The sequence below is a fragment of the Falsiroseomonas algicola genome, from assembly GCF_011040385.1.
GTDB classification, from domain to species: domain Bacteria; phylum Pseudomonadota; class Alphaproteobacteria; order Acetobacterales; family Acetobacteraceae; genus Falsiroseomonas; species Falsiroseomonas algicola.
In genome coordinates, this window is sequence record NZ_JAAIKB010000002.1 from 715542 (window position 1) to 739225 (window position 23684).

The 23684-nt window shown below is 71.1% G+C and carries 23 protein-coding genes; 14 read left to right on the forward strand and 9 right to left on the reverse strand.

Going from position 1 to position 23684, the window contains the following annotated elements; all coding sequences use genetic code 11:
* Positions 1-1119: a type 2 periplasmic-binding domain-containing protein gene (locus G3576_RS08430; protein WP_235951590.1), complete on the reverse strand. Its 1119-nt coding sequence runs from the start codon at positions 1117-1119 to the stop codon at positions 1-3.
* Positions 1120-1306: 187 nt separating this feature from the next.
* On the opposite strand from G3576_RS08430, the gene G3576_RS08435 reads away from it, so the two are divergent.
* Together G3576_RS08435 and G3576_RS08440 are read left to right on the forward strand one after the other, a co-directional pair.
* Entirely contained in the window at positions 1307-2275 is a 969-nt protein-coding gene (locus G3576_RS08435; RefSeq protein WP_164693900.1) for a Bug family tripartite tricarboxylate transporter substrate binding protein, read from the forward strand.
* Positions 2276-2288: 13 nt separating this feature from the next.
* Entirely contained in the window at positions 2289-3071 is a 783-nt protein-coding gene (locus G3576_RS08440) for a class II aldolase/adducin family protein (RefSeq protein WP_164693901.1), read from the forward strand.
* 3 nt (positions 3072-3074) lie between these two features.
* Here the strand turns inward: G3576_RS08440 and G3576_RS08445 are convergent, their stop codons facing one another.
* From G3576_RS08445 to G3576_RS08455, 3 genes are all read right to left on the reverse strand, one after another.
* Positions 3075-4013, reverse strand: a complete 939-nt coding sequence (locus tag G3576_RS08445; RefSeq protein ID WP_164693902.1) for a LysR substrate-binding domain-containing protein — start codon at positions 4011-4013, stop codon at positions 3075-3077.
* Between the two features lie 63 nt (positions 4014-4076).
* On the reverse strand, positions 4077-4826 hold the full coding sequence (locus tag G3576_RS32240) for a GntR family transcriptional regulator (RefSeq protein ID WP_164693903.1): 750 nt from the start codon (positions 4824-4826) through the stop codon (positions 4077-4079).
* Positions 4823-5542, reverse strand: coding sequence for a cysteine hydrolase family protein (locus tag G3576_RS08455; RefSeq protein ID WP_164693904.1), 720 nt, complete (start codon positions 5540-5542; stop codon positions 4823-4825). Before G3576_RS08455 ends, G3576_RS32240 begins: the two co-directional genes overlap by 4 nt.
* A gap of 131 nt (positions 5543-5673) precedes the next feature.
* Here G3576_RS08455 and G3576_RS08460 point away from each other — a divergent pair, with 131 nt between their 5' ends.
* Positions 5674-6642: a Bug family tripartite tricarboxylate transporter substrate binding protein gene (locus tag G3576_RS08460; RefSeq protein WP_164693905.1), complete on the forward strand. Its 969-nt coding sequence runs from the start codon at positions 5674-5676 to the stop codon at positions 6640-6642.
* Positions 6643-6646: 4 nt separating this feature from the next.
* Here the strand turns inward: G3576_RS08460 and G3576_RS08465 are convergent, their stop codons facing one another.
* Entirely contained in the window at positions 6647-7573 is a 927-nt protein-coding gene (locus G3576_RS08465) for a polysaccharide deacetylase family protein (protein ID WP_164693906.1), read from the reverse strand.
* A gap of 79 nt (positions 7574-7652) precedes the next feature.
* On the opposite strand from G3576_RS08465, the gene G3576_RS08470 reads away from it, so the two are divergent.
* From G3576_RS08470 to G3576_RS08495, 6 genes are all read left to right on the forward strand, one after another.
* The gene (locus tag G3576_RS08470; protein ID WP_164693907.1) at positions 7653-8912 is read left to right on the forward strand and encodes a CaiB/BaiF CoA transferase family protein; all 1260 of its coding nucleotides are present in this window, start codon (positions 7653-7655) and stop codon (positions 8910-8912) included.
* Complete coding sequence (locus G3576_RS08475) at positions 8912-9748, forward strand: HpcH/HpaI aldolase/citrate lyase family protein (protein ID WP_164693908.1); 837 nt, start codon at positions 8912-8914, stop codon at positions 9746-9748. The genes G3576_RS08470 and G3576_RS08475 overlap by 1 nt, the downstream gene beginning before the upstream one ends.
* Entirely contained in the window at positions 9745-9954 is a 210-nt protein-coding gene (locus G3576_RS08480) for a hypothetical protein (protein ID WP_164693909.1), read from the forward strand. The genes G3576_RS08475 and G3576_RS08480 overlap by 4 nt, the downstream gene beginning before the upstream one ends.
* The gene (locus tag G3576_RS08485) at positions 9947-11368 is read left to right on the forward strand and encodes an amidase (protein ID WP_164693910.1); all 1422 of its coding nucleotides are present in this window, start codon (positions 9947-9949) and stop codon (positions 11366-11368) included. Before G3576_RS08480 ends, G3576_RS08485 begins: the two co-directional genes overlap by 8 nt.
* Positions 11365-12330 (forward strand): Bug family tripartite tricarboxylate transporter substrate binding protein, encoded by a 966-nt coding sequence (locus G3576_RS08490; RefSeq protein WP_164693911.1) that lies wholly within the window; start codon positions 11365-11367, stop codon positions 12328-12330. Before G3576_RS08485 ends, G3576_RS08490 begins: the two co-directional genes overlap by 4 nt.
* A gap of 83 nt (positions 12331-12413) precedes the next feature.
* Positions 12414-14180 carry a DEAD/DEAH box helicase gene (locus tag G3576_RS08495; RefSeq protein WP_164693912.1) on the forward strand — a complete coding sequence of 589 codons (1767 nt, stop codon included), beginning with the start codon at positions 12414-12416 and terminating at the stop codon, positions 14178-14180.
* Positions 14181-14184: 4 nt separating this feature from the next.
* Here the strand turns inward: G3576_RS08495 and G3576_RS08500 are convergent, their stop codons facing one another.
* The 4 genes from G3576_RS08500 to G3576_RS08515 are packed head-to-tail and all read right to left on the reverse strand — an operon-like array spanning position 14185 to position 18474.
* Positions 14185-15156, reverse strand: a complete 972-nt coding sequence (locus G3576_RS08500; RefSeq protein ID WP_164693913.1) for a Bug family tripartite tricarboxylate transporter substrate binding protein — start codon at positions 15154-15156, stop codon at positions 14185-14187.
* 45 nt (positions 15157-15201) lie between these two features.
* Positions 15202-16095, reverse strand: a complete 894-nt coding sequence (locus G3576_RS08505) for an SMP-30/gluconolactonase/LRE family protein (RefSeq protein ID WP_164693914.1) — start codon at positions 16093-16095, stop codon at positions 15202-15204.
* Position 16096: 1 nt separating this feature from the next.
* Positions 16097-17059 carry a Bug family tripartite tricarboxylate transporter substrate binding protein gene (locus tag G3576_RS08510; RefSeq protein ID WP_164693915.1) on the reverse strand — a complete coding sequence of 321 codons (963 nt, stop codon included), beginning with the start codon at positions 17057-17059 and terminating at the stop codon, positions 16097-16099.
* Complete coding sequence (locus G3576_RS08515) at positions 17056-18474, reverse strand: amidase (RefSeq protein ID WP_164693916.1); 1419 nt, start codon at positions 18472-18474, stop codon at positions 17056-17058. Before G3576_RS08515 ends, G3576_RS08510 begins: the two co-directional genes overlap by 4 nt.
* Positions 18475-18576: 102 nt before the next feature.
* Here G3576_RS08515 and G3576_RS08520 point away from each other — a divergent pair, with 102 nt between their 5' ends.
* From G3576_RS08520 to G3576_RS08540, 5 genes are read left to right on the forward strand one after another with little or no spacing between them, the layout of a single operon-like run.
* A complete protein-coding gene (locus G3576_RS08520) occupies positions 18577-19527 on the forward strand; it encodes an aminotransferase class IV (protein WP_164693917.1) in 951 nt (316 codons plus the stop codon).
* Positions 19528-19533: 6 nt separating this feature from the next.
* Positions 19534-20559 carry an extracellular solute-binding protein gene (locus G3576_RS08525; RefSeq protein WP_164693918.1) on the forward strand — a complete coding sequence of 342 codons (1026 nt, stop codon included), beginning with the start codon at positions 19534-19536 and terminating at the stop codon, positions 20557-20559.
* A gap of 20 nt (positions 20560-20579) precedes the next feature.
* Positions 20580-21761, forward strand: a complete 1182-nt coding sequence (locus G3576_RS08530) for an ABC transporter permease (protein ID WP_164693919.1) — start codon at positions 20580-20582, stop codon at positions 21759-21761.
* Positions 21761-22561: an ABC transporter permease gene (locus G3576_RS08535; protein ID WP_164693920.1), complete on the forward strand. Its 801-nt coding sequence runs from the start codon at positions 21761-21763 to the stop codon at positions 22559-22561. The genes G3576_RS08530 and G3576_RS08535 overlap by 1 nt, the downstream gene beginning before the upstream one ends.
* Positions 22558-23622, forward strand: a complete 1065-nt coding sequence (locus G3576_RS08540) for an ABC transporter ATP-binding protein (protein ID WP_164693921.1) — start codon at positions 22558-22560, stop codon at positions 23620-23622. Before G3576_RS08535 ends, G3576_RS08540 begins: the two co-directional genes overlap by 4 nt.
* Positions 23623-23684 lie beyond the last annotated feature (62 nt).

The window sequence follows — 23684 nt, forward strand, 5'->3', positions numbered from 1 at the left end:
CTATTCGCGACCGAGCGTGTGGTTGAAGCGGCGCTGCAGCCAGTCCCGCGTCCATTGCCGGACCTCCGGCGCCATGGTGGTGGCGGCGGCATAGGCGCGGTCGGCGGGCTCGCCCACCGTCTCGTTGTACTCGCCGATGACGGGGCCGCGCTTCTCCCGGTATTCGGCATCGGCGATGGTCTTGCGGAAGGCCTCCTTGTAGGCGTTCACCAGGTTCGCTGGCGTGGACTTCGGCAGCACCACGAATTTCTGCGCGCCGAAGCCGGCGACGAAGAGGGCCTTCCAGGCTTCCCAGGCGGGGCCGGACGGGGCGCGGCCCGTCGCGGCCTGCAGGAATTCCGCGAAGTGCGGCAAGTCAGGAAAATTGCTGTCGCGCACGAGTTCGCCGGCATCGTTGAGGCTGCCCCAGCTGCACAGCGGCACGGCCTTGCCCTCTCGCACCAGCGGCAGGACCTGGCTGATGTAGGCAGAGCTGGTCTGGTAATCGATCGGCGTCTCTCCACGCTCGAAGGCCAGCCGCCCCTGGCCGCGGCCCTGCATGCCCATCACGACCTGCACGTCGAGGCCCAGCAGTTCGAAGGCCAGCGCGGGCACCATGTCGAGCGAGGTCGGCCCCTGGCTGCCGAACTTCAGGCCGCTCGCGGAACGCAGCCTGGCGATGTCACCCGGGCCGCGGACGCCGAGTTCGGGGCGGATATACATGACGCCGCCGGTGGGGGAGGCCATGACCGGCACCCAGTTCGCATAGTCGTAGCGCACGCGCGGATCGCCGAGCAGGAAGGGGAACTGGATGGAGGCGGTGGTGCCGAGGATGGTGAGCCCATCCGGCCGCGCCCTTGCGGCGAACTGGTTGGTGCCGTTGATGCCGCCGCCGCCGGTAATGTTGCGGATGACGATGGTGGGGTTGCCCGCCATGTGGCGGTTGAGGAAGGGCAGGTGGAAGCGCGCCCAGGTGTCGGAGCCGCCGCCCACCGACATGGGGATGATCCATTCGATGGTGCGGCCGACGAAATCCTGCGCCCTTGCCACGCCCGGCAATGCCGCCGCCGCGCCCAGCCCGGCGCCGAGGCGGATGAGGTCGCGTCGTCCGGCGTGCATGACGCCCGTGAGGTCAGCCATGGTCGCTCTCTCCCCAGAACTGGCGAGTTTGTCCCGCCTGGTGGGAACGATAGAACCCTTTTGGCGACGGACGCAAAACCCCCCGCCGTCACGCCGCTGCCAGCCGGCGGGGTGACGGGGGCGTCCAGGGCATGCAACATGCGCCGCAAGAGGCGCGGTCCACCGTGCCCGCCAAGGAGGAAACGCCATGCAGCGCAGGCAGGCCCTGCTGATCGCCGGGGGGACGCTCCTCGTGCCCACGGTCCTTCGCGCCCAGGAGGCCTGGCCCGTGCGCCAGGTGCGGATCATCATCCCCTTCGCCGCCGGCGGCCCGCAGGACGTGCCGGCGCGCATCATCGCGGACCGGCTGAGCCGGCGCCTGGGCGCGACCTTCATCGTGGAGAACCGGCCCGGCGTCGGCGGCGGCCTCGGCGCGCAGGCGGTGGCGCGGAGCGAGCCGGATGGGGCGACGCTGCTCTTCATCTCCTCCTCCATCGCCATCCTGCCGACGCTGCAGACGCAGCTGAACTTCGACCCGCTGCGGGATCTCGCGCCGCTGACGGTCGTGTGCGATGTGCCCGCGGGGCTGATGGTGCGCGCCGACAGCCGCTTCACGGACCTGCCTTCCCTGATCGCCGCGGCGCGCGCGCAGCCGGGGATCCTGACCTATGGCTCGGGCGGCGTCGGTTCGGCGAACCACCTGGCGGCGGCGCAGTTCGGCGCGCTGGCGAATATCGAGATCACGCATGTGCCGTATCGCGGCGTCAGCCAGGCGGTGAATGCGATCTACACCGGTGAGATCGACTTCGTCTTCGGCAGCACCGTCGAAGTGCTGGCGCATTACCGCCAGGGCCGCGCAAGGCTGCTCGGCATGACGATGCCGGCGCGCGTTCCCGCCGTGCCGGAAATCCCGGCCATCGCGGAATTCGTGCCGGGCTATGCGGCGCCCAACTGGTTCGCGATGTTCGCCCCGAAGGGGATGCCCGAAGCGCTCATGGGGCGCCTCGTCGCGGAGCTGACGGCCATGCGCAGCGACGAGGATCTGCTCAACCGCCTCAACAGCGCCGCCGCCATCGTGCGCATGGATGGGCCGGCGGCACTGACTGCGCAGCTGACGGCCGAGATTCCCCGCTGGCGCGACGTCATCCAGCGTGCCGGCATCCGCGGCGATTCCTGAAGGAAACACTCCCATGACCCAGTTTGGTCCGCTCGAGATCGCGCCCATCCAGGCTTCCGTCAGTGACGCGGAATGGCAGGCGCGGCTCGACCTCGCCGCCGCCTATCGGCTCTGCGAGGGCTACGGCATGTCCGACATGATCTACACCCACATCTCGGCGCGCGTACCGGATGCGCCGGACCAGTTCCTGATCAATCCGAACGGCATGCTGTTCGGGGAGATCACGGCATCCTCGCTGCTCAAGGTCACGATCGAGGGCGAAGTGATCTACAAGCCGGAGCTTCCCTATGGCCTGCACAAGGCCGGCTTCACCATCCACAGCGCGCTGTACCGCGCGCGGCCGGATGCCATGGCGGCGATGCACACCCACACCATCGCGGGCATGGCGGTCTCCGCGCTGAAATGCGGGCTGCTGCCGCTGACGCAGACGGCGACGCGCTTCTATGGCCGCGTGGCCTACCATGATTTCCGCGGGCCGGAGCGTGATCCCTCCGAGCGCGACCTGCTGGCGAAGAGCATCGGCGAGCGGAACTACTGCATCCTCAAGAACCACGGCCTGCTGACCTTGGGGGAGAGCGTGCCGGAGGCCTTCATCGCGATGTGGGGCATGGAGCGTGCCTGCCAGGCACAGCTTGCCGCCATGGCCTGCAACACGGAGCTCGAGATGCCATCCCCGGAGGTCGTGGCGAAATCCTGCGCGGCCTATGACCTTTCGGCGTCGCGCCGCTACGGGCTGCTGGAATGGCCGGGGCTGCTGCGGAAGCTGGACCAGGCCGACAGTAGCTGGCGGCAATAGGCGTCAGGCCAGCGTCGCCGCCACCTTCACCGCGCTCTGCTCCGCCAGGATCTGCTGCACCGCCTGGCGGAGCAGGCGCACGTCGCGGATGCGGCTGAAGCCCGGGCGGTGGAACAGCGCCACGTCGCGGGAGATGCTGCCATCGCCGATGCGGCGATAGGCGACCATGTCGTCCAGCAGCGCGCCGACCTGCACGGCGAGTTGCGGCAGCAGCGAGACGCCGACGCCGGCCGCGATCATCTGGCGCAGCGTCTCCAGGCTTGCGGCCTGGAGTTCCGGGCGGTCGACCGACAGGCGTTCGGCGTAGTAGGTCAGCGCGTGCTCGCGCAGGCAATGGCCCTCGCTCATCAGGATCAGGTCCTGGACGGGCACATCCTCTCGCCTCACCGCCTCCACGCGCGCCAGGGCGTGGTCGCGCGGGACGGCGAGGACGAATTCCTCCCGGAACAGCTTGAGTTCGGTCAGCTCCGGGCCGGGGAGGGGGGAGGCGGCGAGGATGGCGTCGAGCTCGCCCTCCTCCACCTGTCGAGCAAGCTGGCGCGTATAGCCCTCCGACAGCAGCAGGCGGAGATGCGGGAAGCGCGCGCGCAGCGGCTTCAGCAGGAAGGGGACGAGGTAGGGGCCGAGGGTCGCGATGACACCCAGGCGGAAGGTGCCTTCCAGCGGCGCATTGCCGGCGGCCGCGACCTCGAACAGCCTCCGCGCTTCCGCCACCACCAGGCGGGCCTGGGCCACGACCTCCGCGCCGCGGGAGGTCACCAGCACGCCGCGGGGGGCGCGTTCGAAGACCTCGATCTTCAGCAACTCCTCCACCTTGCGGATCTGGGCGGAGAGGGTGGGCTGGCTGACGGCGCAGGCCTGGGCGGCACGGCCGAAGCTCAGATGCTCCGCCACGGCCAGCAGGTATTCCAGGTCACGAAGCGAGAGGCCGGCGAGGGTCATGGCGGGTCCCGGACGAATCCGCGCGCAGTATCGCTGCGTGGACGCACAGGTCCAGGCCCGTCGTCACTCCGGCGATGACAGGCGGATCGCGTAGGCGAAGCGGGGGGAGGCGGCGTGGAGGTTGACCGTGGCTTCCAGCAGCAGCGCCTTCGGGCCGTAGAAGCGCCGCACGATGCGAAGCCCCGGCGTGCCGGCGCGCACGCCCAGCGCATGGGCGGCGGTCCGGGGCAGGGACAGGGCCGCGATCTCCTGCCGCATGTCCACCACGGGAATCTTCCATTGCCGCTCGATCAGCCGGTAGATCGGCGTGCGGCCCACCTCCGGCCGTTCCGCGGCGGCGGCGAAGGGGGCGGGGATGAACATCTCCACCGCCGCGAGCGGCGTCGGGTCCGCGCCGGCGGCGGTGCGGATGCCGGTGATGCGCGCCATCTCCACCCCCGCGCCATCGCCGAGCAACGCGCCGAGCGCGGGGTCCACCACCAGCCGGTCGCGCTTCGTGACGGTGAGGTGCGTCGGGCCGCCATAGCCCATGAGGTCCGCCAGCGACCGCACCGCCATCTCATAGGTCGGGCGCGGGCGGCGGGCGGTGACGCGGGTGCCGACGCCATGGACGGGCTCCACCAGCCCCTGGTCGCGCAGGCGTCGGAGCGCTTCGCGCACCGTGGCGCGGCTGACGCCATGCGTCTCCGCCAGCTTGGCCTCGGTGGGCAGGTTCTCCCCGATCGCGGGCTGGCCGGCGGCGATGCCCGCGGCGAGTGTCTCCGCCAGCGCGGCGTAGCGAGGGCCGAGGCGGGTGGCGCTGCGGCGGGTCACGCGGGGGCCGTCCCGTCGCGCAGCGTGCCGAGCCAGGCCAGGACCTCGGCCATCGGCAGGACATCGGCAAATTGCCGGTCCATGTCGAACAGCGCGATGGCATGGGAGATGGGGATGCGGTCGAACACGGCTTCCTGGGGCACGATGGCACGAAGGTTGTAGGAGGCAGCATCGAAGACCGTCGCCTGCACGCAGTTGCTGGTGGCGCCGCCGGTGACGATGACGGTGTCGATGCCGCGGTCGATCAGGTAGCCCAGCAGGGGCGTGCCGTGGAAGGCGGAAGGCTTCTTCTTCACGAAGACCAGGTCCCGCGCATGGGGCTCCATGCCCTCTGCCAGTTCGGCACCGCGCGATCCGGCCAGGCACCAATGGTCGCTCGCCAGCAGGTCGCGCTTCCGGCCATAGACGCCGATGTCGCGGCCCTCCGGGTCCAGTTCGAAGCGGGTGAAGATGCAGGGCGCGCCGGCTGCCTGCGCGGCGCGGACCACCTGGGCGGCGGCGGCCAGTGATGCGCGGCCGATGGGCCCGCAGGAGGAAGGCCAGGCGGCGTCATCGCCTTCCGCCCCCACCATGTAGCGCTGCGCATCGATGACGAGGACCGCCGCGCGACGCCCGAAGCCCATGCGACGGCCGAAGCGCCCCTTGGACAGGACGGCGCGATCGGCCTCCGTCAGGAAGACATCCCAGGGCTTCGCGGGGGCGGTGTCACTCGGCATGCGGTTCCTCCTGGCCGCGGCGTTGACCCCGATGGGGGGCGCCGACTAGCCTTGTCCGGACAACATGATAACCGAGGGCGCCGCGCATCGCGAGCGGCGCATCCCGTGAAACCGCCGAGGGAAACGAGACCATGATGCGACGCAGGACCCTGCTGGTTGCCAGCAGCGTGGGACTTTCGATGCCGGCGCTGGCGCAGGGCAGCGACTGGCCGAACCGCCAGGTGCGGCTGGTCTCGCCCTTCCCGCCGGGCGGCGCCGCGGACCTCACGGCACGCATGGTGGCGGAGGAGCTGACGGCGGCGCTGCGCCAGACCGTCTTCGTGGAGAACCGCGTCGGCGCGGGCGGCGCGATCGGGACGGAATACGCAGCGCGTGCCACGCCGGATGGCTACACCTTCCTGCTGGCCAGCACCGGGCCCTTTGCCATCAATCCCGGCCTGTTCAGGCTGAACATCGACCCGTCCCGCGACCTGACGCCGGTGGCGATGGTGGCGATCGTGCCCTCCATCTTCATCGTGAACTCGGCGGTGCCGGCGCGGACGATGACGGAGTTGCTGGCCCTGGCGAAGGCGCAGCCCGGCGCGCTGTCCTATGCCAGCGGTGGCAATGGCACGGCACAGCATCTGTTCGGCGAGTTGCTGAAGCAGATGGCCGGGATCGACATCCAGCACATCCCCTATCGCGGCGGCGGCCCGGCCATGACGGACACCATCGCGGGCCGCGTGCAGATCCTGTGCGACACGCTGCCCTTGGCGCTGCCGCATGTTCGGGAAGGCCGCGTGCGGGCGCTGGCGGTGACGACGGCCACGCGCAACCAGGCGCTGCCCGACATCCCGACCGTCGCGGAATCCGGCGTGCCGGGCTACGAGGCCACGGGCTGGTACGGCATCGCCGCGCCGACCGGCACGCCGGCTGCGATGATCGAGCGCGTCAACAGCGAGATCAACGCGCTGCTCGCCCGCCCTGCCTTCCGCGAGAAGCTGTTGGCGCAGGGATCGGACCCCGCGCCGATGACGCCCGCCGCCTTCGGCGCGCTGATCGAACGTGACCGCGCGCGCTGGACCCGGGTTATCCGGGAGGCGAATATCCGACCGGACTGAACCCTTATTCGTTCAGTCCCTTGCCGGGATAGGGATGCGTCTGGACCCAGTGGCGGGCGATGTCGATCCGCCGCGTGATCCAGACGCCCTCCTTCGCGGCCATGTGGTCCAGCAGGCGATGCAGGCCGGCGGCGCGGGCGGGCTGGCCGGTGATGCGGGAATGCAGGCCGATGGACATCATCACCGGCCGGCCCGCCGCGCCTTCGGCGTGGAGCACGTCGAAATGGTCGCGGCAGAACTGGAACCAGTCATCGGAGGTGGTGGCGGCGCCGAAGTGGCGCGCGTCATTCGTCGTCATGGTGTAGGGCACGACGAGATGCGGGTTGCCCTGCACCGTCACCCAATGCGGCAATTCGTCGCCGTAGTAGTCGCTGTCGTAGAGGAAGCCGCCGTGTTCGGCGACCAGGCGGCGCGTGTTCACGCTGGGTCCGTATCGGCAGTACCAGCCCTCCGGCGTCAGGCCCGTCGTCTTCCTGAAGCTCGCGACCGCGCGGGCGATCTGCGACCGCTCCTCGGCCTCATCCATCTCGTAGTGCTTCACCCAGCGCCAGCCATGGCTGCAGATATCCATGCCGCTGTCGCGGATCGCCTCCGCGATCGGCTGGTTGCGTTCCAGCGCCAGGGCGCAAGCGAAGAAGGTGAGGGGGAGCTTGCGCTCATCGAAGGCGCGGAGGATGCGCCAGAAGCCGGCGCGGCTGCCGTATTCGAACATGCTCTCCGCCGCCAGGTCGCGGCCGCGCGGGATCTGCGCGCGGGCGGCGGCCTCCGTCAGGTTGTTCTCGGTGAATCCCTCGCCGTCCTGGACGGAGGGTTCGGAGCCTTCCTCCACATTGAGGACGAAGTTGACCGCGATGCGCGCGCCGTTCGGCCAGCGCGGGTCGGGCGTGTGGCGGCCATAGCCGACGAAGTCGCGCTTCACCTCGTAGTGCATCCTGCCCCCATGCTGATTGACCCCCTGGAAGGGGACGCCTACCGTTGTACGGACAACAACAGTAACTGAAGGCCTGCTTGTGGGCGATACCCCTTCGAAGCCGCGATCCAGCAAGCGGCGACGCGACTTCGACCCGGCGGCGAAGGGCGCGCTGGATGGGCTGCGCGTGGTGGACCTGGCGCGGCTCGTCGCGGGCAACATGCTCACCAAGGTGCTGGCCGATCATGGGGCGGAGGTGGTGAAGGTGGAGCCGCCGGCGGGTGACAGCCTGCGCGCCTGGAAGGTCGGCGGCGTGGAGACGGCGTGGAAGACCTGGTGCCGCAACAAGCGCAGCACCTGCATGGACCTCCGCAATGCCGAGGCCATCGAGGTGGTGAAGCGCCTGGCCGCCACGGCCTCCATCTTCGTCGAGAGCTTCAAGCCTGGCACGCTGGAGGCGATGGGCCTGGCGCCGGAGACGCTGCTCGCGATCAACCCCAAGCTTGTCATCGTGCGCGTCTCCGGCTGGGGGCAGACGGGGCCATACCGCCACAAGGGCGGGTTCGGGACGCTGGTGGAAGGCTATTCCGGCTTCGCCGCGATCAATGGCTTCGAGGATCGGGAGCCCGTGCTGCCGCCCATGTTCATGGCGGATGCCTATGCGGGCCTCTACGGCGCCTCCGCCGCCATGATCGCGCTGCATCACGCGGAGCGGACGGGGCAGGGGCAGGTCATCGACCTGTCGCTGTTCGAGCCGATCTTCGCCGTGCTGGAGCCGCAGATGGCCAACTGGCGGATCATGGGGCGGAAGAAGCCGCGCACGGGCAGCCGCAGCACCAACACCGCGCCGCGCAATGCCTATCGCACCAGGGATGGCGGCTGGCTCAGCCTGTCCACCTCCACCCAGGCGGTCTTCGTGCGATTGATGCAGAGCATCGGCCGGCCGGAGCTGGTGGATGACCCGCGCTTCCGCACCAACCCCGATCGCCTGAAGCACATCGAGGCCATCGACGGCGTGATCCGCGACGCCATCGCATTGATGACGCGCGAGGAAGCCCTGGCAAAGTTCGACCGCGACGGCGTCACCATCGGCCCCATCATGGATGTCGAGGATATCGATGCCGATGACTACGCCGCGGAGCGGGAGGCGCTGATCGAGGTGCCGGACGCCGAGATGCCGGATGGCTGGCTGCCCATGCATGGGGAGGTGCCGCGGCTTTCGGCCACGCCGGGCATCCTGCGCAACCCCGCGCCGCGGCTCGGCCAGGACAATGATGCGCTGCTGGTGCCCCTGCTGGGCGCAGCGGAAGTCGCGCGGCTGCGTGAAGCCGGCGTGATCCTTCACGGAGAGACTGTCTGATGACCCGCGTCTGGCGTTCCATGCTCTATGTCCCCGCCAATGTGCCGCGCTTCGTCGCCAAGGCGCCGGGCGCCGGCGCCGATGCGGTGGTGCTGGATGTCGAGGACAGCGTGCCGCATGACCGAAAGCTGGAGGCCCGCGCCGCGCTGAAGGACGCTGTGCCGATGGCGGCGTCCGGCGGCGCGGATGTGCTGGTCCGGATCAACCGCCCGATGAAGCTCGCCGTGCCGGACATGGAGGCGGCGGCGGAAGCCGGGGCGAAGGGCATCCTGCTGACCAAGTGCATGGGCCCCGACCATGTGCGGCTCGCTGCCGAGGTGCTGGCGGAAGCACGGCAGAAGATGGTCATCGTGCCGATGATCGAGACGGCGGCGGCGCTGCCGCAGATGGAGGCGATCGCCCGCGCGTCGTCCATGGTGGCGGGGCTGCTGGTGGGGGCGGAGGATCTGGCGCTGGAATGCAATGCGGGCTCCGATGACGACCTCATCGTGCTGGCCAAGCGGCAGATGGTGCTGGCGGCGGTGGCGGCGGGTGTCGCGCCGCTCGGCACGCTCGGCACCGTCGCGGACTACCGCGATGCGGATCGCATCCGCGACCTGGTCGCGCGGTCGAAGCGATCCGGCTTCGTCGGCGCCACCTGCATCCATCCGGCGCTGGTGCCGGTGCTGAATGAGGGGTTCTCGCCGTCCGAGAAGGAGATCGACCTGGCGCGCCGGCAACTGGCGGCGGCGGAGGAGGCGGCGCGGGACGGGCGCGGGTCCTTCACCGTGGATGGCATGATGGTGGATGAGCCCATCCTGATCCGCGCGCGCCGCATCCTCGCGCTGGCATCATGAGCGAGGAGATCGCGCGGCTGGTCGGGATTTCCGTGCGCGAGCTGCATGGGATCGAAAGCCGCGCCGGCGCGGAGGCCGTGGCGCGGGAAGTGGTGCGGCTGAACAAGGCGGTGCGGGACCTCGCCCGCCCGGCGCTGCACTTCAGCGACCAGCCCGCGGATTTCCCCGCGGCGCTGCTGCGCAACGCCGACCCCGCCAATGATTGAGCTGTCCCTGGCACAGATCGCCGCCGCCATCCGCGCGCGGCAGGTCAGCTGCCTGGAGGTGACGCTCGCCGCCATCGAGCAGGCGGAGGTTGCGCAGCCCGTCACCAACGCCTTCGTTGAGATCTTGGCCGATCGCGCGCTGGACCAGGCGCGGGCGCTGGACGCGGAGTTGCAGGCCGGGCGCATCCGCGGCCCGCTGCATGGCGTGCCGCTGGCGCACAAGGATTGCTTCGAGCGTGCGGGCGCCGCCATGGGCGTAGGGTCGAAGCTGCTGGCGGGCAGCGCGCCGGGCACGCGGGACGCGACGGCGCTGGTGCGGCTGGAAGCGGCGGGCGCGGTCGATTTGGGGCGGCTGAACCTGAACGAGTTCGTGGCCGGGCCGACGGGGCAGAACCCTCATATCGGCGACTGCACGAATGCCTGGGATCCCGATCGCATCTCCGGCGGGTCGTCCTCCGGCTCCGGCTCTGCCGTGGCGTCCGGGGCGGTGTTCGGGGCGCTGGGGTCGGATACCGGGGGGTCCATCCGCCTGCCCGCGGCCATGCAGGGGCTGTTCGGGCTGAAGCCGACCTATGGCCGCGTCAGCCGCGCGGGCTGCTTCCCGCGGGCGCACAGCCTGGACTGCGTGGGTCCGATGACGCGCACGGCGGAGGATGCGGCGATCATGCTCGGCGCCCTGGCCGGCCCCGATCCGCGCGACCCGACCGCGCTCGATGCGCCGGTGCCCGATTATGCCGCGCGGATCGCGACCTCGGCGGCGGGCTCGCGCCTTGTCACCCTGGCCGATCCCGGGCCCATGGACCCCGACATCGCGGCCCGGATCGAGGATCTGCTGCGCGTCGCGGCCGAGCTTCACGGCCCCGTCGCACGCCGCGCTTTCCCGCAATTCGCGGCCTGCGACGCGCTGGGCGACGTGCTGTCGAAGGTCGAGGCCTCGACGCTGCACGGCCACTGGATGGCGACGCAGGGCGGTGACTATTCGACCGCCGTCCATTCACGGACGGAACCCGGCCTGCACATCCCGGCGCAGCGCTACCTGGAAGCGCTCGCGCTGCGGGCCCGGATGCTGGAGGATTTTCTCCAGACCGTCATGGACAGTGCGGATGCGCTGATCTGCCCCGCCATCCCCATCCCGGTGCCGACGCGCATCGAGGCCGACATGGAGGGCGCGGGCCGCGTCTTTCCCGTGGTGGCGGCGCTGACCAGCTGGACGCGCCCCTTCTCCTATCTCGGCCTGCCCGTGCTGACCGTGCCGATCGGGCTCGACCGCAACGGCATGCCGGTGGCGGCGCAGCTGGTCGGGCGGCCCTTCGGGGAGGCACGGCTGCTGTCGCTCGGCGCGGGCCTAGCGGCCGCGCTGGGCTGGTCCTTCACGCCGGGGCTGCCGGCACGCATCGACGGAGACGCCGCATGATGGATCGCAGGACGTTGATGGCCGCCGCCGCGCTGGCCGCGCTGCCGGGGATCGCGCGGGCGCAGCCGGCTTGGCCGTCCCGCGCCGTGCGCATGGTCGTGCCCTTCCCGCCGGGCGGGAGCAACGATGTGCTGGGCCGCGCGCTCTGCGAAAGGCTCGGGGCTCAGCTCTCGCAGCCCTTCGTGGTGGAGAACCGCGGGGGAGCCGGCGGGGCGATCGGTGCCGACCAGGTCGCGAAATCGGCGCCGGATGGCTACACGCTGCTTTTCATGTCGTCCTCGCTGACGACCAACGCCGCCGTGCAGCGCCTGCCCTACGACCCCGTCGCCGACTTCACGCCGATCGCCCAGGCGGCGGTGGCGCCGATGATCGTGACGGTCGGCAAGGACAGCCCGGCCCGCACCATGGCGGATCTGGTGCGGATCGCCCGCGAACGGCCCGGGATGCTGCGCTTCGGCGGCGCCGGCCCCGGCGATACCTCCTTCTTCGCGACGGAGCTGCTGAAGATGGCGGCCAATCTGGACATGGAGGCCGTCGCCTATCGCGGGATCACGGAGGCGCAGACCGATGCCGCCGCCGGGCGCATCGACCTGGTGGTCACGACCCTCGCCTCCGCCCGCGGGTTGATCGAGGCCGGGCAGCTTCGCCTCCTCGCCACCGCTTCCGCCGAGCGCGACCCCCGCATGGCGGATGTGCCCACCGTCCGCGAGGCGACGGGGATCGACTACGTCACCGGCGTCTGGTGGGGCGTTTTCGCGCCGGCCCGGATGCCGCCCGCCCTGACCGCTGCCATCAACGCCGCGGTCAACCGGGCGATGGCGGAGCCGCAATACCAGCGGGTGCTGGAAGCCGGCGGCGCCTCCATGGCCGCGCTGGCGCCGGAGGCCTTCGCCGCCCGTGTCCGGTCCGAGGTCGCGCGCTGGACGGATGTGGCGAAGCGGGCGGGCGTCGCCCTGAACTGACAAGCGTGCCGCGCGGTGCTGCCATGCGCGGCCTTCCGGTAATGCGTGCGGTGCGCCCCTTTCTGCGCTAGGGGGGGCGCACAATGCCATTTCCCGAACTGCCCCAGCCGCTCGCCCAGGCCCTGGCCGAGCGCGGCTACGCCGAACCCACCCCCGTCCAGGCCGCCGTCCTCGACCCCGCAACCCAGGGACGGGACCTGCTCGTCTCGGCCCAGACCGGCTCCGGCAAGACCGTGGCCTTCGGCCTCGCCATGGCCGCCGATGTGCTGGAAGGCCGCCGCACCGGCGCGCCGCTTGCCCTCATCATCGCGCCGACCCGCGAACTCGCCCAGCAGGTGCGGGACGAGCTGACCTGGCTCTATGGCGGCACTGGCGCCCGCGTCATCGCCTGCGTCGGCGGGACGGAGGTGCGCGGCGACCGGCGCATGCTCTCCATCGGCGCCGAGATCGTCGTCGGCACCCCCGGCCGGCTGCGGGACCATGTGGAGCGCAACGTGCTCGACATGTCCCAGCTCCGCGCCGCCGTGCTGGATGAGGCGGATGAGATGCTGGACATGGGCTTCCGGGACGATCTGGAAGCCATCCTGGAAGCGGCGCCGGAATCGCGCCGCACGCTGATGTTCTCCGCCACCGTGCCGCGGGAGATCGCGGCGCTCGCCGCCTCCTACCAGCGGGATGCCATGCGCATCGCCGCGACGGCGGAGGGCGAGCGCCATGGCGACATCGCCTATCGCGCCATGATGGTGGGACCGCGGGAGGTGGAGGCGGCCGTCGTCAACGCGCTCCGCTGGTTCGAGGCCTCCGGCGCGCTGGTCTTCTGCAACACCCGCGAACAGGTGGCGCGGCTGCATGGCAGCCTCTCGGAGCGCGGCTTCTCCGCCGTGGCGCTCTCCGGCGAGCTGACCCAGGCGGAGCGCAACCGCGCGCTGCAGGCGCTGCGGGACCGGCGCGCGCGGGTCTGCGTCGCGACCGATGTGGCGGCGCGGGGGATCGATTTGCCGGATCTCGGCCTGGTCATCCATGCCGAGCTGCCGCGGGACAAGGAGACGCTGCTCCACCGATCCGGCCGCACGGGCCGGGCGGGGCGCAAGGGCACGGCGGTGATGCTGGTGCCGCATTCGCGGCGCCGCATCGCGGAGCGGCTGCTGGCCATGGCGCGACTCCAGGCCGAATGGTCGGGCCCGCCGAGTGCCGATGACGTCCATGCCAAGGACCGCGAACGCCTCGCGGCCCAGGCGCGGGAAGCGGCCGATGCGGCGGCGGATGAGGATGATGTGGCGCTGGGCCAGGCCCTGCTGGCGGAACGCAGCCCGGAACAGGTGGCGGCCGCGCTGTTCCGCGCCCTGCGCTCCACCTTGCCGGCGCCCGAGGAGATCACCGCCTTGCCGCCACCCGCGCCTCGCGCGCCGCGCGACACCGGGGGCGGTGATGGCGTGTGGTTCCGCCTGTCCATCGGCCGCCATTCCCAGGCCGATCCGCGCTGGGTGCTGCCCTTCCTCTGCCGCCGGGGCGATTTGACGCGGCGGGAGGTCGGGCGCATCGACGTGCTGGACCGGGAGACGCGGGTCGAGATCGCGCCCTGGGCCGCGGAGCGCTTCCTGGCCGCCGTCGCACGGCCGACGGGCGACGAGGATGACCGCATCAAGGTGGAGCCGCTGGGCCGGCCCGCGCCGCATCGCGCGCCGCCGCGGCCTTCCGGGCCCCGGCGGGAGGATGAGCGCGGGCCGCCGCGTGGGGAAAACCGCGGGCCGCCGCGAGGAGAGGACCGCGGCCCGCCAAGAGTAGAGGACCGCGGCCCGCCGCGAGGGCCGAAGCGCCCCTACGTGCCGAAGAACCGGGCGCCGCGGTAGCGCCTCAGATCAGGTCGATCCGGGCGTCGCGCACCACGCGGCGCCAGCGCGCCAGGTCGGCGGCGATCAGGCGGGCCAGGGTCGGCCGGTCCGTCGCATCCACGGCGAAGCCGACGCGGGCCAGGCGCTCCGTCACCTCGGGCGTCTTCAGCGCGGCCACGATCACCTCGTTCAGCCGGTCCAGGATCGGCGCCGGCGTCGCGGCGGGGGCAACGATGGCGGTCCAGGATCCGGAGACATGGTCGGGCAGGCCCTGCTCCGCCATGGTCGGCACGGCGGGAAGCTGCGGGAAGCGGTTCGGGCCGCAGATGGCGATGCCGCGCAGCGCGCCGGAGGCGACATGGGTGCCGACCGTCGCCGCGTTCAGCACGGCGATCGGCGCCTGGTTCTGGATGACGGCCGTGGCCGCGGCGGGGCCGCCGGCGAAGGGCACCGCCACCGCCTCCGTCCCCGTCAGCAGCTTGAACAGTTCCATGCCCAGCTGTTCGGAGGAGCCGACGCCGGAGGAGGCATAGGCCGGGCCGCCCGCGATGGTCTTCATCCAGGCCACCACCTCCGGCACCGTGCGGGCGGGGATGGAGGGGTGGACGACCAGCATGTTCGGCGCCGTCATAACCAGCGTCACCGGCGCGAAGTCTCGTTCCACGTCATAGCCGGGGCTGCGCATGATGACGGGGTTGATGGTCAGCGTGCCGCTGGCCGCGACCAGCAGGGAATGGCCATCGGCCGGCTGGCCCGCGACATAGCGGGACCCGATGGCGCCCGTGGCACCCGGGCGGTTGTCGATGATCACGGTCTGGCCGAGCGCCGCCTGCATCGGCTGCTGCACGACGCGCGCGGCCAGGTCGGTCGGCCCGCCGGGCGGGAAGGGGACGACCATGCTGACGGGGCGCGTCGGCGCCCAGCCTTGCGCGGCGGCGCGGTGCGGCAGCAGCAGGGGGGCGGCCAGCAGGCCGAGGGCATCGCGACGACGCATGGTGTGAAGTCTCCCGTTGTTGAGGCGTAGTGAAGCACGGGTTCGTCAGCCCGCGAACATGGGTTCCGGCAGGGCCTTCACGCCGAGGCCCGTCACCTCCAGCAGCGCGCCTTCCCATCGCTGCACGCCGCGCTGCCAGCCATTCAGGAACTTCCGCGCGGTGGTGACGAACATCACGTCATGCGCCGCGCCGCCGAAGCTCGGCATGGTGGGGCAGGAGGACGGCATGCGGTAGCAGCGGTCGATCCGCCCATCCGGCGCGTAGCGCATCAGCAGCCCGTCATAGGGCAGGGCCGCCCAGTAGAATCCCTCCGTATCCACCGCCGCGCCATCGACCTTGCCGTTATGGCCGGGGAAGTTGGTGGCGGAGAGGAAGATCCGGCGGTTGCCGATGGTGCCGGCTTCCAGGTCGAAGTCATAGGCCCAGACGGTCTTGGCGCTGCTGTCGGAGAGGTACATGGTCCGGTCGTCGGGGCTGAAGGCGATGCCGTTGCCGACGATGATGCCCGTCTCCATCCGGTGCACGCTGCCATCGGGGTCGAGCCGCCAGAGCGAGGCCGACGCCTCATAGGTCTCGACGAAGCGGGCATTCATGCCGCCGCACCAGAAGCGGCCGCGGCGATCCACCTTGCCGTCATTCATGCGGTTGCCGGGGCAGTCGGGCTCCGGCCGCGCGATGGTCTCGAAGATGCCCTTCTCCGGCTCGATCACCGCGAAGCCCTGCAGCGTGCCGGCGATGAAGCCGCCCTTGGCGCGCAGCCCGATGGAGCCCACGAATTCCGGCAGCTTCCACTCGGCATGCGCGCCCGTGGCGGGGTCGCAGCGATGGATGGCGGGCTTGAGGTTGTCGAGCCACCAGACGCAATGGTCGCGGGGGTCCCAGACCGGGCTCTCGCCGAGCTCGTCGGCCGTGTCGGCCAGGCAGCGGATGGCTTCCATCTCAGCTCTCCCGCGCGCCGGCGGTCTCGACGATGCCGCGCCACTTTTCCATCTCCGCCGCGACCAGCGCGCGCAGCGCCTCCGGCGTGGAGGTCGCGGCATCGGCGCCGAGCGCGGTGGCGCGGGCGCGGAACTCGGGCCGGGCGGTGATGGCGCCGATGGCGGCGTTGAGTCGCGCGACGAGGGGCTCCGGCGTGCGCGGCGGCGCGAAGATGGCGTTCCAGGTATAGGCGTCATAGGGGCGGATGCCGGCTTCCTGCATGGTCGGCAAATCCGGCAGCGCGGCGATGCGGTTGGGCGTGGTGACGGCCAACGCGCGCACGGCATTGCCCTGGATGGCGCCCATGGCGCTCGGCACCGCATCGAACATGAAGGTGAGCCGCCCGCCCTGGAGGTCCTGGATGGCGGGGGCGGAGCCGCGATAGGGGATGTGCTGCGCCTGCACGCCGGCGACCGCTTCCAGCAGCACGGCGGAGAGGTGGATGGGCGACCCGATGCCGGCGGAGCCGTAGTTGTGCTTGCCCGGTTCCGCCTTCAGCAGCGCCACCAGCTCGGCTGCGCTGCGGACATTCACGCCGGGATGCACCATCAGCACATTGGCGATGGTGGCGAAGAGGGCGACGGGCGTGAAATCCCGCCGCGGGTCATAGGCCGGCGTCTTCGCGATCAGGGGCTGGAGCGCGTGGCTGCCCAGCGTGCCGACGACCAACGTGTAGCCATCCGGCGGCGACTGCATGACGGCGGTGCTGCCGATGGCGCCCGTGGCGCCGGCGCGGTTCTCCACCACGACGGGCACGCGGAGATCGACTTCCAGCGCCTGCGCCAGCAGCCGGCCCATGATGTCGGTGGGGCCGCCGGGCGGGAAGGGGACGACGAGGCGGATGGGGCGGCTCGGCCAGCCATCCTGCGCCAGGGCTGGCGTCGCCAGAAGCGTGCCCAGCAGGGTCCGTCGGGTGAGGGTCATGGCGTTTCTCCCAGGGGCGGCCGCGCCTTGTGCCACGCGGTCCGCTGTTGAAAGGCCTCGGCCAGGGCGAGCACGCGCGCATCCTCGCCGTAGCGGCCGATCAGGTGCAGGCCGATCGGCAGGCCATCGGGTGACAGGCCGCAGGGGATGCTGATGGCGGGCCAGCCCATGGCATTGGCGAAGGCGGTGAAGGCGACCGGCATACGCGGGCCGGCGGGCTGGCCGCCGACGGTGGCGGGCGGGCCGGACTCGATCGGCCAGGGCGGGGTGGGGCAGGTGGGCGTCACCAGGATGTCGTCATCGCCCATCGCCGCGCCGACGCTGGCGCGCCAGGCGGCCAGCCCATCGTGGGCGCGGGCGTAGTCGATGCCGGACAGCGCCAGGCCGCGTTCGGCCACCGCGCGGATGGCGGGGGTCACGAGGTCCTGCCATCCCTCATGCGCCTGCACGACGCGCGCGACGCCGACGGCGGAGAGCACGGCGGAGAAATCGCGCAGTGCCGTGGCATCGCCGGGCATGTCGCCCTCGGCGATGGTGCATCCCGCTTCCGCCAGCACCGCGGCCGCGCTGCACAGCAGCGCCGCCACGGCGGGGTCCGTGCCCTCGCCGCCGGCCTGCATCACCAGGCGGATGCGCGTGCCGCCGGCAGGGGCCGATGCATCGAGCGGCCCGAAGGCGAGGGAGGCGCGGTCCCGCGCGTCGCCGCCGGCCAGCACGTGCATCGCGAGGCGCAGCCCCGCGACATCCCGCGCCATGACGCCGATGGCCTGGTAGTCCAGCGACAGGGCCGGAAAACCGTGCAGGCGGGGGATCCGCCCCGTGCTGGGCTTGAAGCCGCTGAGGCCCGTGAAGGCAGCCGGCAGGCGGATGGAGCCGCCGGCATCCGTGCCGATGGCGAGCGGCGCCATGCCCGCCGCCACCGCCGCGGCCGCGCCGCCCGATGACCCGGCCGGCACCATCGCGGGGTTCCAGGGGTTGCGCGTGGTGCCGAAGACCGGGTTGCTGGTGTGCACGGCCAGCGCGAATTCGGGCGTGTTCGTCTTGCCGACCAGCACCGCCCCCGCCGCGCGCAGGCGCGCGACGCAGAGGTCATCGACGCCAGGCACAAAATCCCGGAACAGGCGCGATCCCCAGGTCGCGCCGAAGCCGGCGGCGTAGAGGTTGTCCTTCACCGTGAAGGGCACGCCATCCAGCGGGCCGATCGCCTTTCCCGCGCGGCGCCGCGCCCCGGACTCTGCCGCCGCCGCGCGGGCGGCCGGCAGGTCCATGGCGATGATGGCGTTCAGCTCGGGGTTGTGCGCCTCCAGCCGCGCCAGGCAGGCCTCCAGCAGCGTCTCGGGCGTGGTGCGCCCCTCCGCCAGGGCGGACGCGGCCTCGGCCAGGTCATCGACAGGCGGGGCGGGGACAGGTTCCATACAAGCAGCATGCGACGCCGCCGCGGCGCTGCAAAGCGGGCAGGTCGCGGTTTGACGCGGCTCGCCGGCGATCCCTATCCTGCCGAGACAAGAGGGCGATTGATGACCGAGGCGTTGCAGGTTCCCACGCACCTGACCGTGGAGAACGCGGATTTCAGCAAGGCGCTCGGTTACGTCGATGGCGCGGTGGTGCCGCTGGCGGAGGCGAAGATCTCGGTCCGCGACCTCGGCCTGATGTATGCCGACATGACCTATGACGTGGTGCACACCTGGAAGGGCGGCTTCTTCCGGCTGGAGGATCACCTCGACCGCTTCTTCGCCTCCATGCAGGGGCTGCGGCTGGATGCGGGCATGGACCGCGCGCAGATGCGCGCCGTGCTGTCCGACCTGGTGCGCCGGAGCGGGCTGCAGGACACGCTGGTCTATTTCGCCTGCACGCGCGGCATGGCCGTGCCGGGGTCGCGGGACCCGACGCTGTCCAAGAACAACTTCTTCGCCACCGTCACGCCGCTGGTGCTGCGCGGGCAGCCGGAGGAGATGGCGCGCGGCAAGGATGCGATGCTGGTTCGCGATATCCACCGCATCCCGGCCTCCGCCGTGAATCCCCTCTGGAAGAACAGCCATTGGGGCGACTTCATCCGCGCCACCTTCGCCGCCAAGGATGCGGGGTTCGACACGCCGATCCTGCTGGCGACGGATGGGCTGGTGGCGGAATCGCCCGGCTTCAACATCGTGGCCGTCATCGATGGGGCGCTGCTGAGCCCCGATTCGGGCGTGCTCGGGGGCATCTCCTGCCGCACCATGTTCGAGATCGCGGCCGAACTCGGCATTCCCGCCCGCTACGGCGCCCTGACGCCCGAGGCGCTGCTGGGCGCGGAGGAGGCCTTCCTGACCGCGACCTCCTGCGGGTTGTTCCCGGTGACGCGCATCGATGGGCAGAAGATCGGCGCCGGCGTGCCCGGGCCGATCACGACGCGCTTGCTCAACACCTATTACCGCAAGAAGAATGCGGGGTGGCACATCACACCGGTGACGGCCAGGGATGAAGGGTAGGGCGCGATGAGGCGTTTGCTGGGGAAACTGGCCGGGCTCGCGATCGGCGTCTTCGCCGCCGTGATGCCGGCGGAAGCGCGGGACCTGACGGTGGTCGCCGGTGGCGGCGCGCTGCAGGACCATATGCGGCGGACGCTCTTCTCCACCTTTGCCGGCGGCCCGGTGGTGGACACGGCCTATGACTACAATGTCGGCCCCATCCGCGCGATGGTGCAGGCCCGCAACGTGACCTGGGACGTGGTGCTGGTGGAAGCGCCGGACCTGATCCGCGGCTGCGAGGACGGCATCTTCGAGCGCATCGACTACAGCGTGGTGGACCGCGGCAAGTTCATGCCGGGCGGCGCCACCACCTGCGGCGCCGGCGCCATCGGCTGGGGTGTCGCCGTCTTCTATGACGAGGCGCGGCACGCCAACGGCCCCGCCACCTTCCAGGAATTCTGGGACACGCAGCGCTTCCCTGGCCGTCGGACGCTGCGCCGCGGTGCGCGCATCACGCTGGAAGCGGCGCTGATGGGCGATGGCGTGGCGCCCGCCGATGTCTATCGCGTGCTGGCGACCCCGGCCGGCCAGGCGCGCGCCTTCGCGGCGCTGGACCGGCTGCGGCCGAACCTCGTGTTCTGGACCGGCGGGCAGCAGCCGATCGAGCTGGTGAACTCCGGCGAGGTTGCCTATGCGCTCGGCTTCGTCGGCCGCACCGCGAACGGCATCCGCGCCGGGGCGCGCTACAACCTGCGCTGGTCCACGCTGCTCTATGCCTATGACAGCTGGGCGGTGGTGCGCGGCTCTGCCAACGCCGCGGCGGCGATGCGGCTGATCCAGCACATCACGGAAGCGGGCCCGGTGACGGAGCTGACGAAGCTCTGGCCGATCAACCCCGCCACGGCGTCGGTCGCGAACGACCCTGATGTGCGCGCGCGCAATCCGCTGATGATGACGAACCACCAGGCCGGCGGCCTCGAGATCAATACCGAGTTCTGGCTGGAATACGGGCCGGATCTGGAACAGCGCTTCGCATCCTGGGTGAATCGCTGACCTGATCCCGGCGCGCGGCGATGCGACGCACCAACTGGCTCGCCGCGCTGCTCATCGCGCCGCTGATGCTGCTGATCCTGGGCAGCTTCCTGCTGCCCGTGGGCTTCGCGCTGTTCACCGCGGTGGCGGATCGGGAGGTTGCGGCGACGCTGCCGCGCACCCGTGCGGCGCTCGCGGCCTGGGACGGAGTGGGCCTGCCGCCGGAGCCCGCCTTCGCCGCCATGGCGCAGGAGTTGGGCCAGGCGCTGGAGGACCGGCGCATCGGCGACATGGCCCAGCGCCTGAACTTCGAGCGAACGGGCATGCGCGGCCTGCTGCTGCGGACCGCACGGGCGGCGGGACGGCTGGAGGCGCCCTATGCGGCCTCCATGGTCGCGCTCGATGCGCGATGGGGTGAGGGTGACACATGGCTGCTGGTCCAGCGCGCCGGCGGGCCGGTGACGCCGCTGTATCTGCTGCGTGCCATGGATCTGCAACGCGCGCCGGGTGGCGGCGTGCAGGCGGTGGCGGCGGAGGAGGCGCTGTACAGGCAGCTCTTCTGGCGCACGCTCGGCATCAGCCTGGCTGTGACGGCGCTCTGTGTGCTGCTGGCCTATCCCGTCGCCTACACCATCGCGAAGCTGAGCGCGCCGTGGTCGGCTGTCGCGCTCATGCTGGTGCTGATCCCCTTCTGGTCCAGCGTGCTGGTGCGCAGCACCGCCTGGTTCGTCCTGCTGCAACGGGAAGGGCCGGTGAACCAGGCGATGATGGCGCTGGGCCTCATCGACGCGCCGGTGCAGGTCGTGGGCACGCGCATCGCGGTGGTGGTGGCGCTGGTGCATGTGCTGCTGCCCTTCGCGGTGCTGCCGATGCACAGCGTGATGAAGCGGCTGGATGGTATCTATCTGCGCGCGGCGGCCTCGCTTGGTGCGAACGGCGTGCAGCGCTTCCTGCGAGTCTATCTGCCGATGTCGATGCCGGGCGTGCTGGCAGGCGCGGCGATGGTCTTCCTGCTGGCGGTCGGCATGTACACCGCGCCGGCGCTGGTCGGTGGCGATCGCGACCAGATGGTGGCCTGGTTCATCGCCTACTTCATGAACCGCGAGGTCAACTGGGGCATGGCGGCCGCGCTGTCGGCCTATCTGCTGGCGATGACCGGCGCGGCCATCGGGTTGGCGCGGGTGCTGACGGGCGGCGTGGCGACGATCGGCGGACGGGCCTGATGCGGGAAGGCCCGGTCGCGCGGCGGCTGCTCCGCCTGGTGACGGCGCTGGTGCTGGCCTTCCTGCTGGCGCCGATGGTGGCGGTGATCCTGCTCTCCTTCTCCCCCACCGAATTGCTGGCCCTGCCGCCGCGCGGCTTCTCGCTGCGCTGGTATGGGGAGTTGCTGGACAGCGCGCGCTGGATGCTGGCGATGAAGAACAGCTTCGTCGTCGCCGGCGCCACGACGGTGGTGGCGACGCTGCTCGGCACCGCGGCGGCGGTCGGCCTGCAACTCGGGCGCTTCCGCGGCAAGGCGGTGCTGGTGACGATCCTGACCCTGCCGATGGTGACGCCCTACATCGTCACCGCGGCCGCGATGTTCTTCGCCTATTCGCTGGTGGGGCTGACCGGGTCGCTGCCTGGGCTGGTGCTGGCGCATACCGTCGTCGCGGTGCCCTTCGTCGTCGTCAGCGTGCTGGCCACGCTTCAGACCTTCGATGCGACGCTGCTCCGCGCCGCGGCCTCGCTGGGTGCTTCCCCCGCCACGGCGCTGATCCGCATCGTCGTGCCGAACATCTGGCCCGGCATCGCCGCCGGCGCCATCTTCGCCTTTGCCACCTCGCTTGATGAATTCGTCATCACGCTGTTCATGGCGGGGCCGGGGCAATTCACCCTGCCGCGCCAGATGTATGCCAGCGTGCGCGAATTCCTGAGCCCCACGATCCTGGCCGCCGCGACCATGCTCTTCCTCTGCTCGCTCCTCTTCCTGCTGGTGAGCGAGGCGCTGCGCGTCCGCGCCGAGCGACGGGGCCGCGCATGAGCGCGCCGATCGTCCGCTTCCGCGGCGTCAGCAAATCCTATGACGGCCGCACGCCGGTGGTGGCGGGCCTCGACCTCGACATCGCGAGGGGTGAGTTCCTGACACTGCTCGGCCCGTCGGGCTCCGGCAAGACGACGACCTTGATGATGCTGGCGGGGTTCGAGGATCCCTCATCCGGCAGCATCGAGCTGGAGGGGAAGCGCATCGACACGGTGCCGCCGCACAAGCGCGGCATCGGCGTGGTGTTCCAGAACTACGCGCTGTTCCCGCACATGACGGTGGCGCGGAACCTCGCCTTCCCGCTGTCCGTCCGCGGCACGTCGCGCGCCGAGATCACGACGCGCATCGCCAAGGCGCTGGAAATGGTGCGGCTGTCGGGCTTCGGCGACCGCCGTCCGCAACAGCTCTCGGGCGGCCAGCAGCAGCGCGTGGCGCTGGCCCGCGCGCTGATCTTCTCGCCGAGCCTGGTGCTGATGGACGAACCGCTCGGCGCGCTCGACAAGCAGCTGCGGGAGGAGCTGCAGCTGGAGATCCGCCGCATCCACGCGACGCTCGGCGTGACCATCGTCTATGTCACCCATGACCAGTCGGAAGCGCTGACCATGTCGGACCGCATCGCGGTGTTCGAGGGTGGGCGCATCCAGCAGCTGGGCAGCGCGGATGCCATCTATGAGCGGCCCGCCAATGCCTTCGTCGCCGGCTTCATCGGGGAGAACAACCGGATGGAGGCGGTGGTCGCCGACTCCACGACCCTGCGCCTCTCCGATGGCACGATGCTGGCAACGGCGCCGCACGGATTTTCCGCTGGCGAGCGCGTCATTGCCTGCATCCGGCCGGAGAAAGTCCATCTGGCGGAAGCGGGGCAGCGGGCGCCGGTGACGGAGGTCGTCTATCTCGGCGACCATTGCCGCCTGCGCCTCTCCTATGCCGGCCTGCCTGACTTCTTCGCCAAGCGCCCGAGCCTTGATGGCGTGGCGCTGCCCCAGGTCGGGGAGGCTGTCTTTCTTGCCATCCCGCCTACGGCAGTGATGGTGTTTCGTGCAACGCCCCATCGAGAGTGAATTTTTGCTGCGGTAATCCGCTTGACAGGACGGCCCCCGTCCCGTGGCATCGCGGGGACCGA

Excerpts from the sequence above, each read along its gene's own strand:
- G3576_RS08430 (WP_235951590.1), bottom strand. The coding sequence starts at position 1,119 with ATGGCTGACCTCACGGGCGTCATGCACGCCGGACGACGCGACCTCATC.
- G3576_RS08435 (WP_164693900.1), top strand. The coding sequence starts at position 1,307 with ATGCAGCGCAGGCAGGCCCTGCTGATCGCCGGGGGGACGCTCCTCGTG.
- G3576_RS08440 (WP_164693901.1), top strand. The coding sequence starts at position 2,289 with ATGACCCAGTTTGGTCCGCTCGAGATCGCGCCCATCCAGGCTTCCGTC.
- G3576_RS08445 (WP_164693902.1), bottom strand. The coding sequence starts at position 4,013 with ATGACCCTCGCCGGCCTCTCGCTTCGTGACCTGGAATACCTGCTGGCC.
- G3576_RS08455 (WP_164693904.1), bottom strand. The coding sequence starts at position 5,542 with ATGCCGAGTGACACCGCCCCCGCGAAGCCCTGGGATGTCTTCCTGACG.
- G3576_RS08460 (WP_164693905.1), top strand. The coding sequence starts at position 5,674 with ATGATGCGACGCAGGACCCTGCTGGTTGCCAGCAGCGTGGGACTTTCG.
- G3576_RS08465 (WP_164693906.1), bottom strand. The coding sequence starts at position 7,573 with ATGCACTACGAGGTGAAGCGCGACTTCGTCGGCTATGGCCGCCACACG.
- G3576_RS08475 (WP_164693908.1), top strand. The coding sequence starts at position 8,912 with ATGACCCGCGTCTGGCGTTCCATGCTCTATGTCCCCGCCAATGTGCCG.
- G3576_RS08480 (WP_164693909.1), top strand. The coding sequence starts at position 9,745 with ATGAGCGAGGAGATCGCGCGGCTGGTCGGGATTTCCGTGCGCGAGCTG.
- G3576_RS08485 (WP_164693910.1), top strand. The coding sequence starts at position 9,947 with ATGATTGAGCTGTCCCTGGCACAGATCGCCGCCGCCATCCGCGCGCGG.
- G3576_RS08490 (WP_164693911.1), top strand. The coding sequence starts at position 11,365 with ATGATGGATCGCAGGACGTTGATGGCCGCCGCCGCGCTGGCCGCGCTG.
- G3576_RS08495 (WP_164693912.1), top strand. The coding sequence starts at position 12,414 with ATGCCATTTCCCGAACTGCCCCAGCCGCTCGCCCAGGCCCTGGCCGAG.
- G3576_RS08500 (WP_164693913.1), bottom strand. The coding sequence starts at position 15,156 with ATGCGTCGTCGCGATGCCCTCGGCCTGCTGGCCGCCCCCCTGCTGCTG.
- G3576_RS08505 (WP_164693914.1), bottom strand. The coding sequence starts at position 16,095 with ATGGAAGCCATCCGCTGCCTGGCCGACACGGCCGACGAGCTCGGCGAG.
- G3576_RS08510 (WP_164693915.1), bottom strand. The coding sequence starts at position 17,059 with ATGACCCTCACCCGACGGACCCTGCTGGGCACGCTTCTGGCGACGCCA.
- G3576_RS08515 (WP_164693916.1), bottom strand. The coding sequence starts at position 18,474 with ATGGAACCTGTCCCCGCCCCGCCTGTCGATGACCTGGCCGAGGCCGCG.
- G3576_RS08520 (WP_164693917.1), top strand. The coding sequence starts at position 18,577 with ATGACCGAGGCGTTGCAGGTTCCCACGCACCTGACCGTGGAGAACGCG.
- G3576_RS08525 (WP_164693918.1), top strand. The coding sequence starts at position 19,534 with ATGAGGCGTTTGCTGGGGAAACTGGCCGGGCTCGCGATCGGCGTCTTC.
- G3576_RS08530 (WP_164693919.1), top strand. The coding sequence starts at position 20,580 with ATGCGACGCACCAACTGGCTCGCCGCGCTGCTCATCGCGCCGCTGATG.
- G3576_RS08535 (WP_164693920.1), top strand. The coding sequence starts at position 21,761 with ATGCGGGAAGGCCCGGTCGCGCGGCGGCTGCTCCGCCTGGTGACGGCG.
- G3576_RS08540 (WP_164693921.1), top strand. The coding sequence starts at position 22,558 with ATGAGCGCGCCGATCGTCCGCTTCCGCGGCGTCAGCAAATCCTATGAC.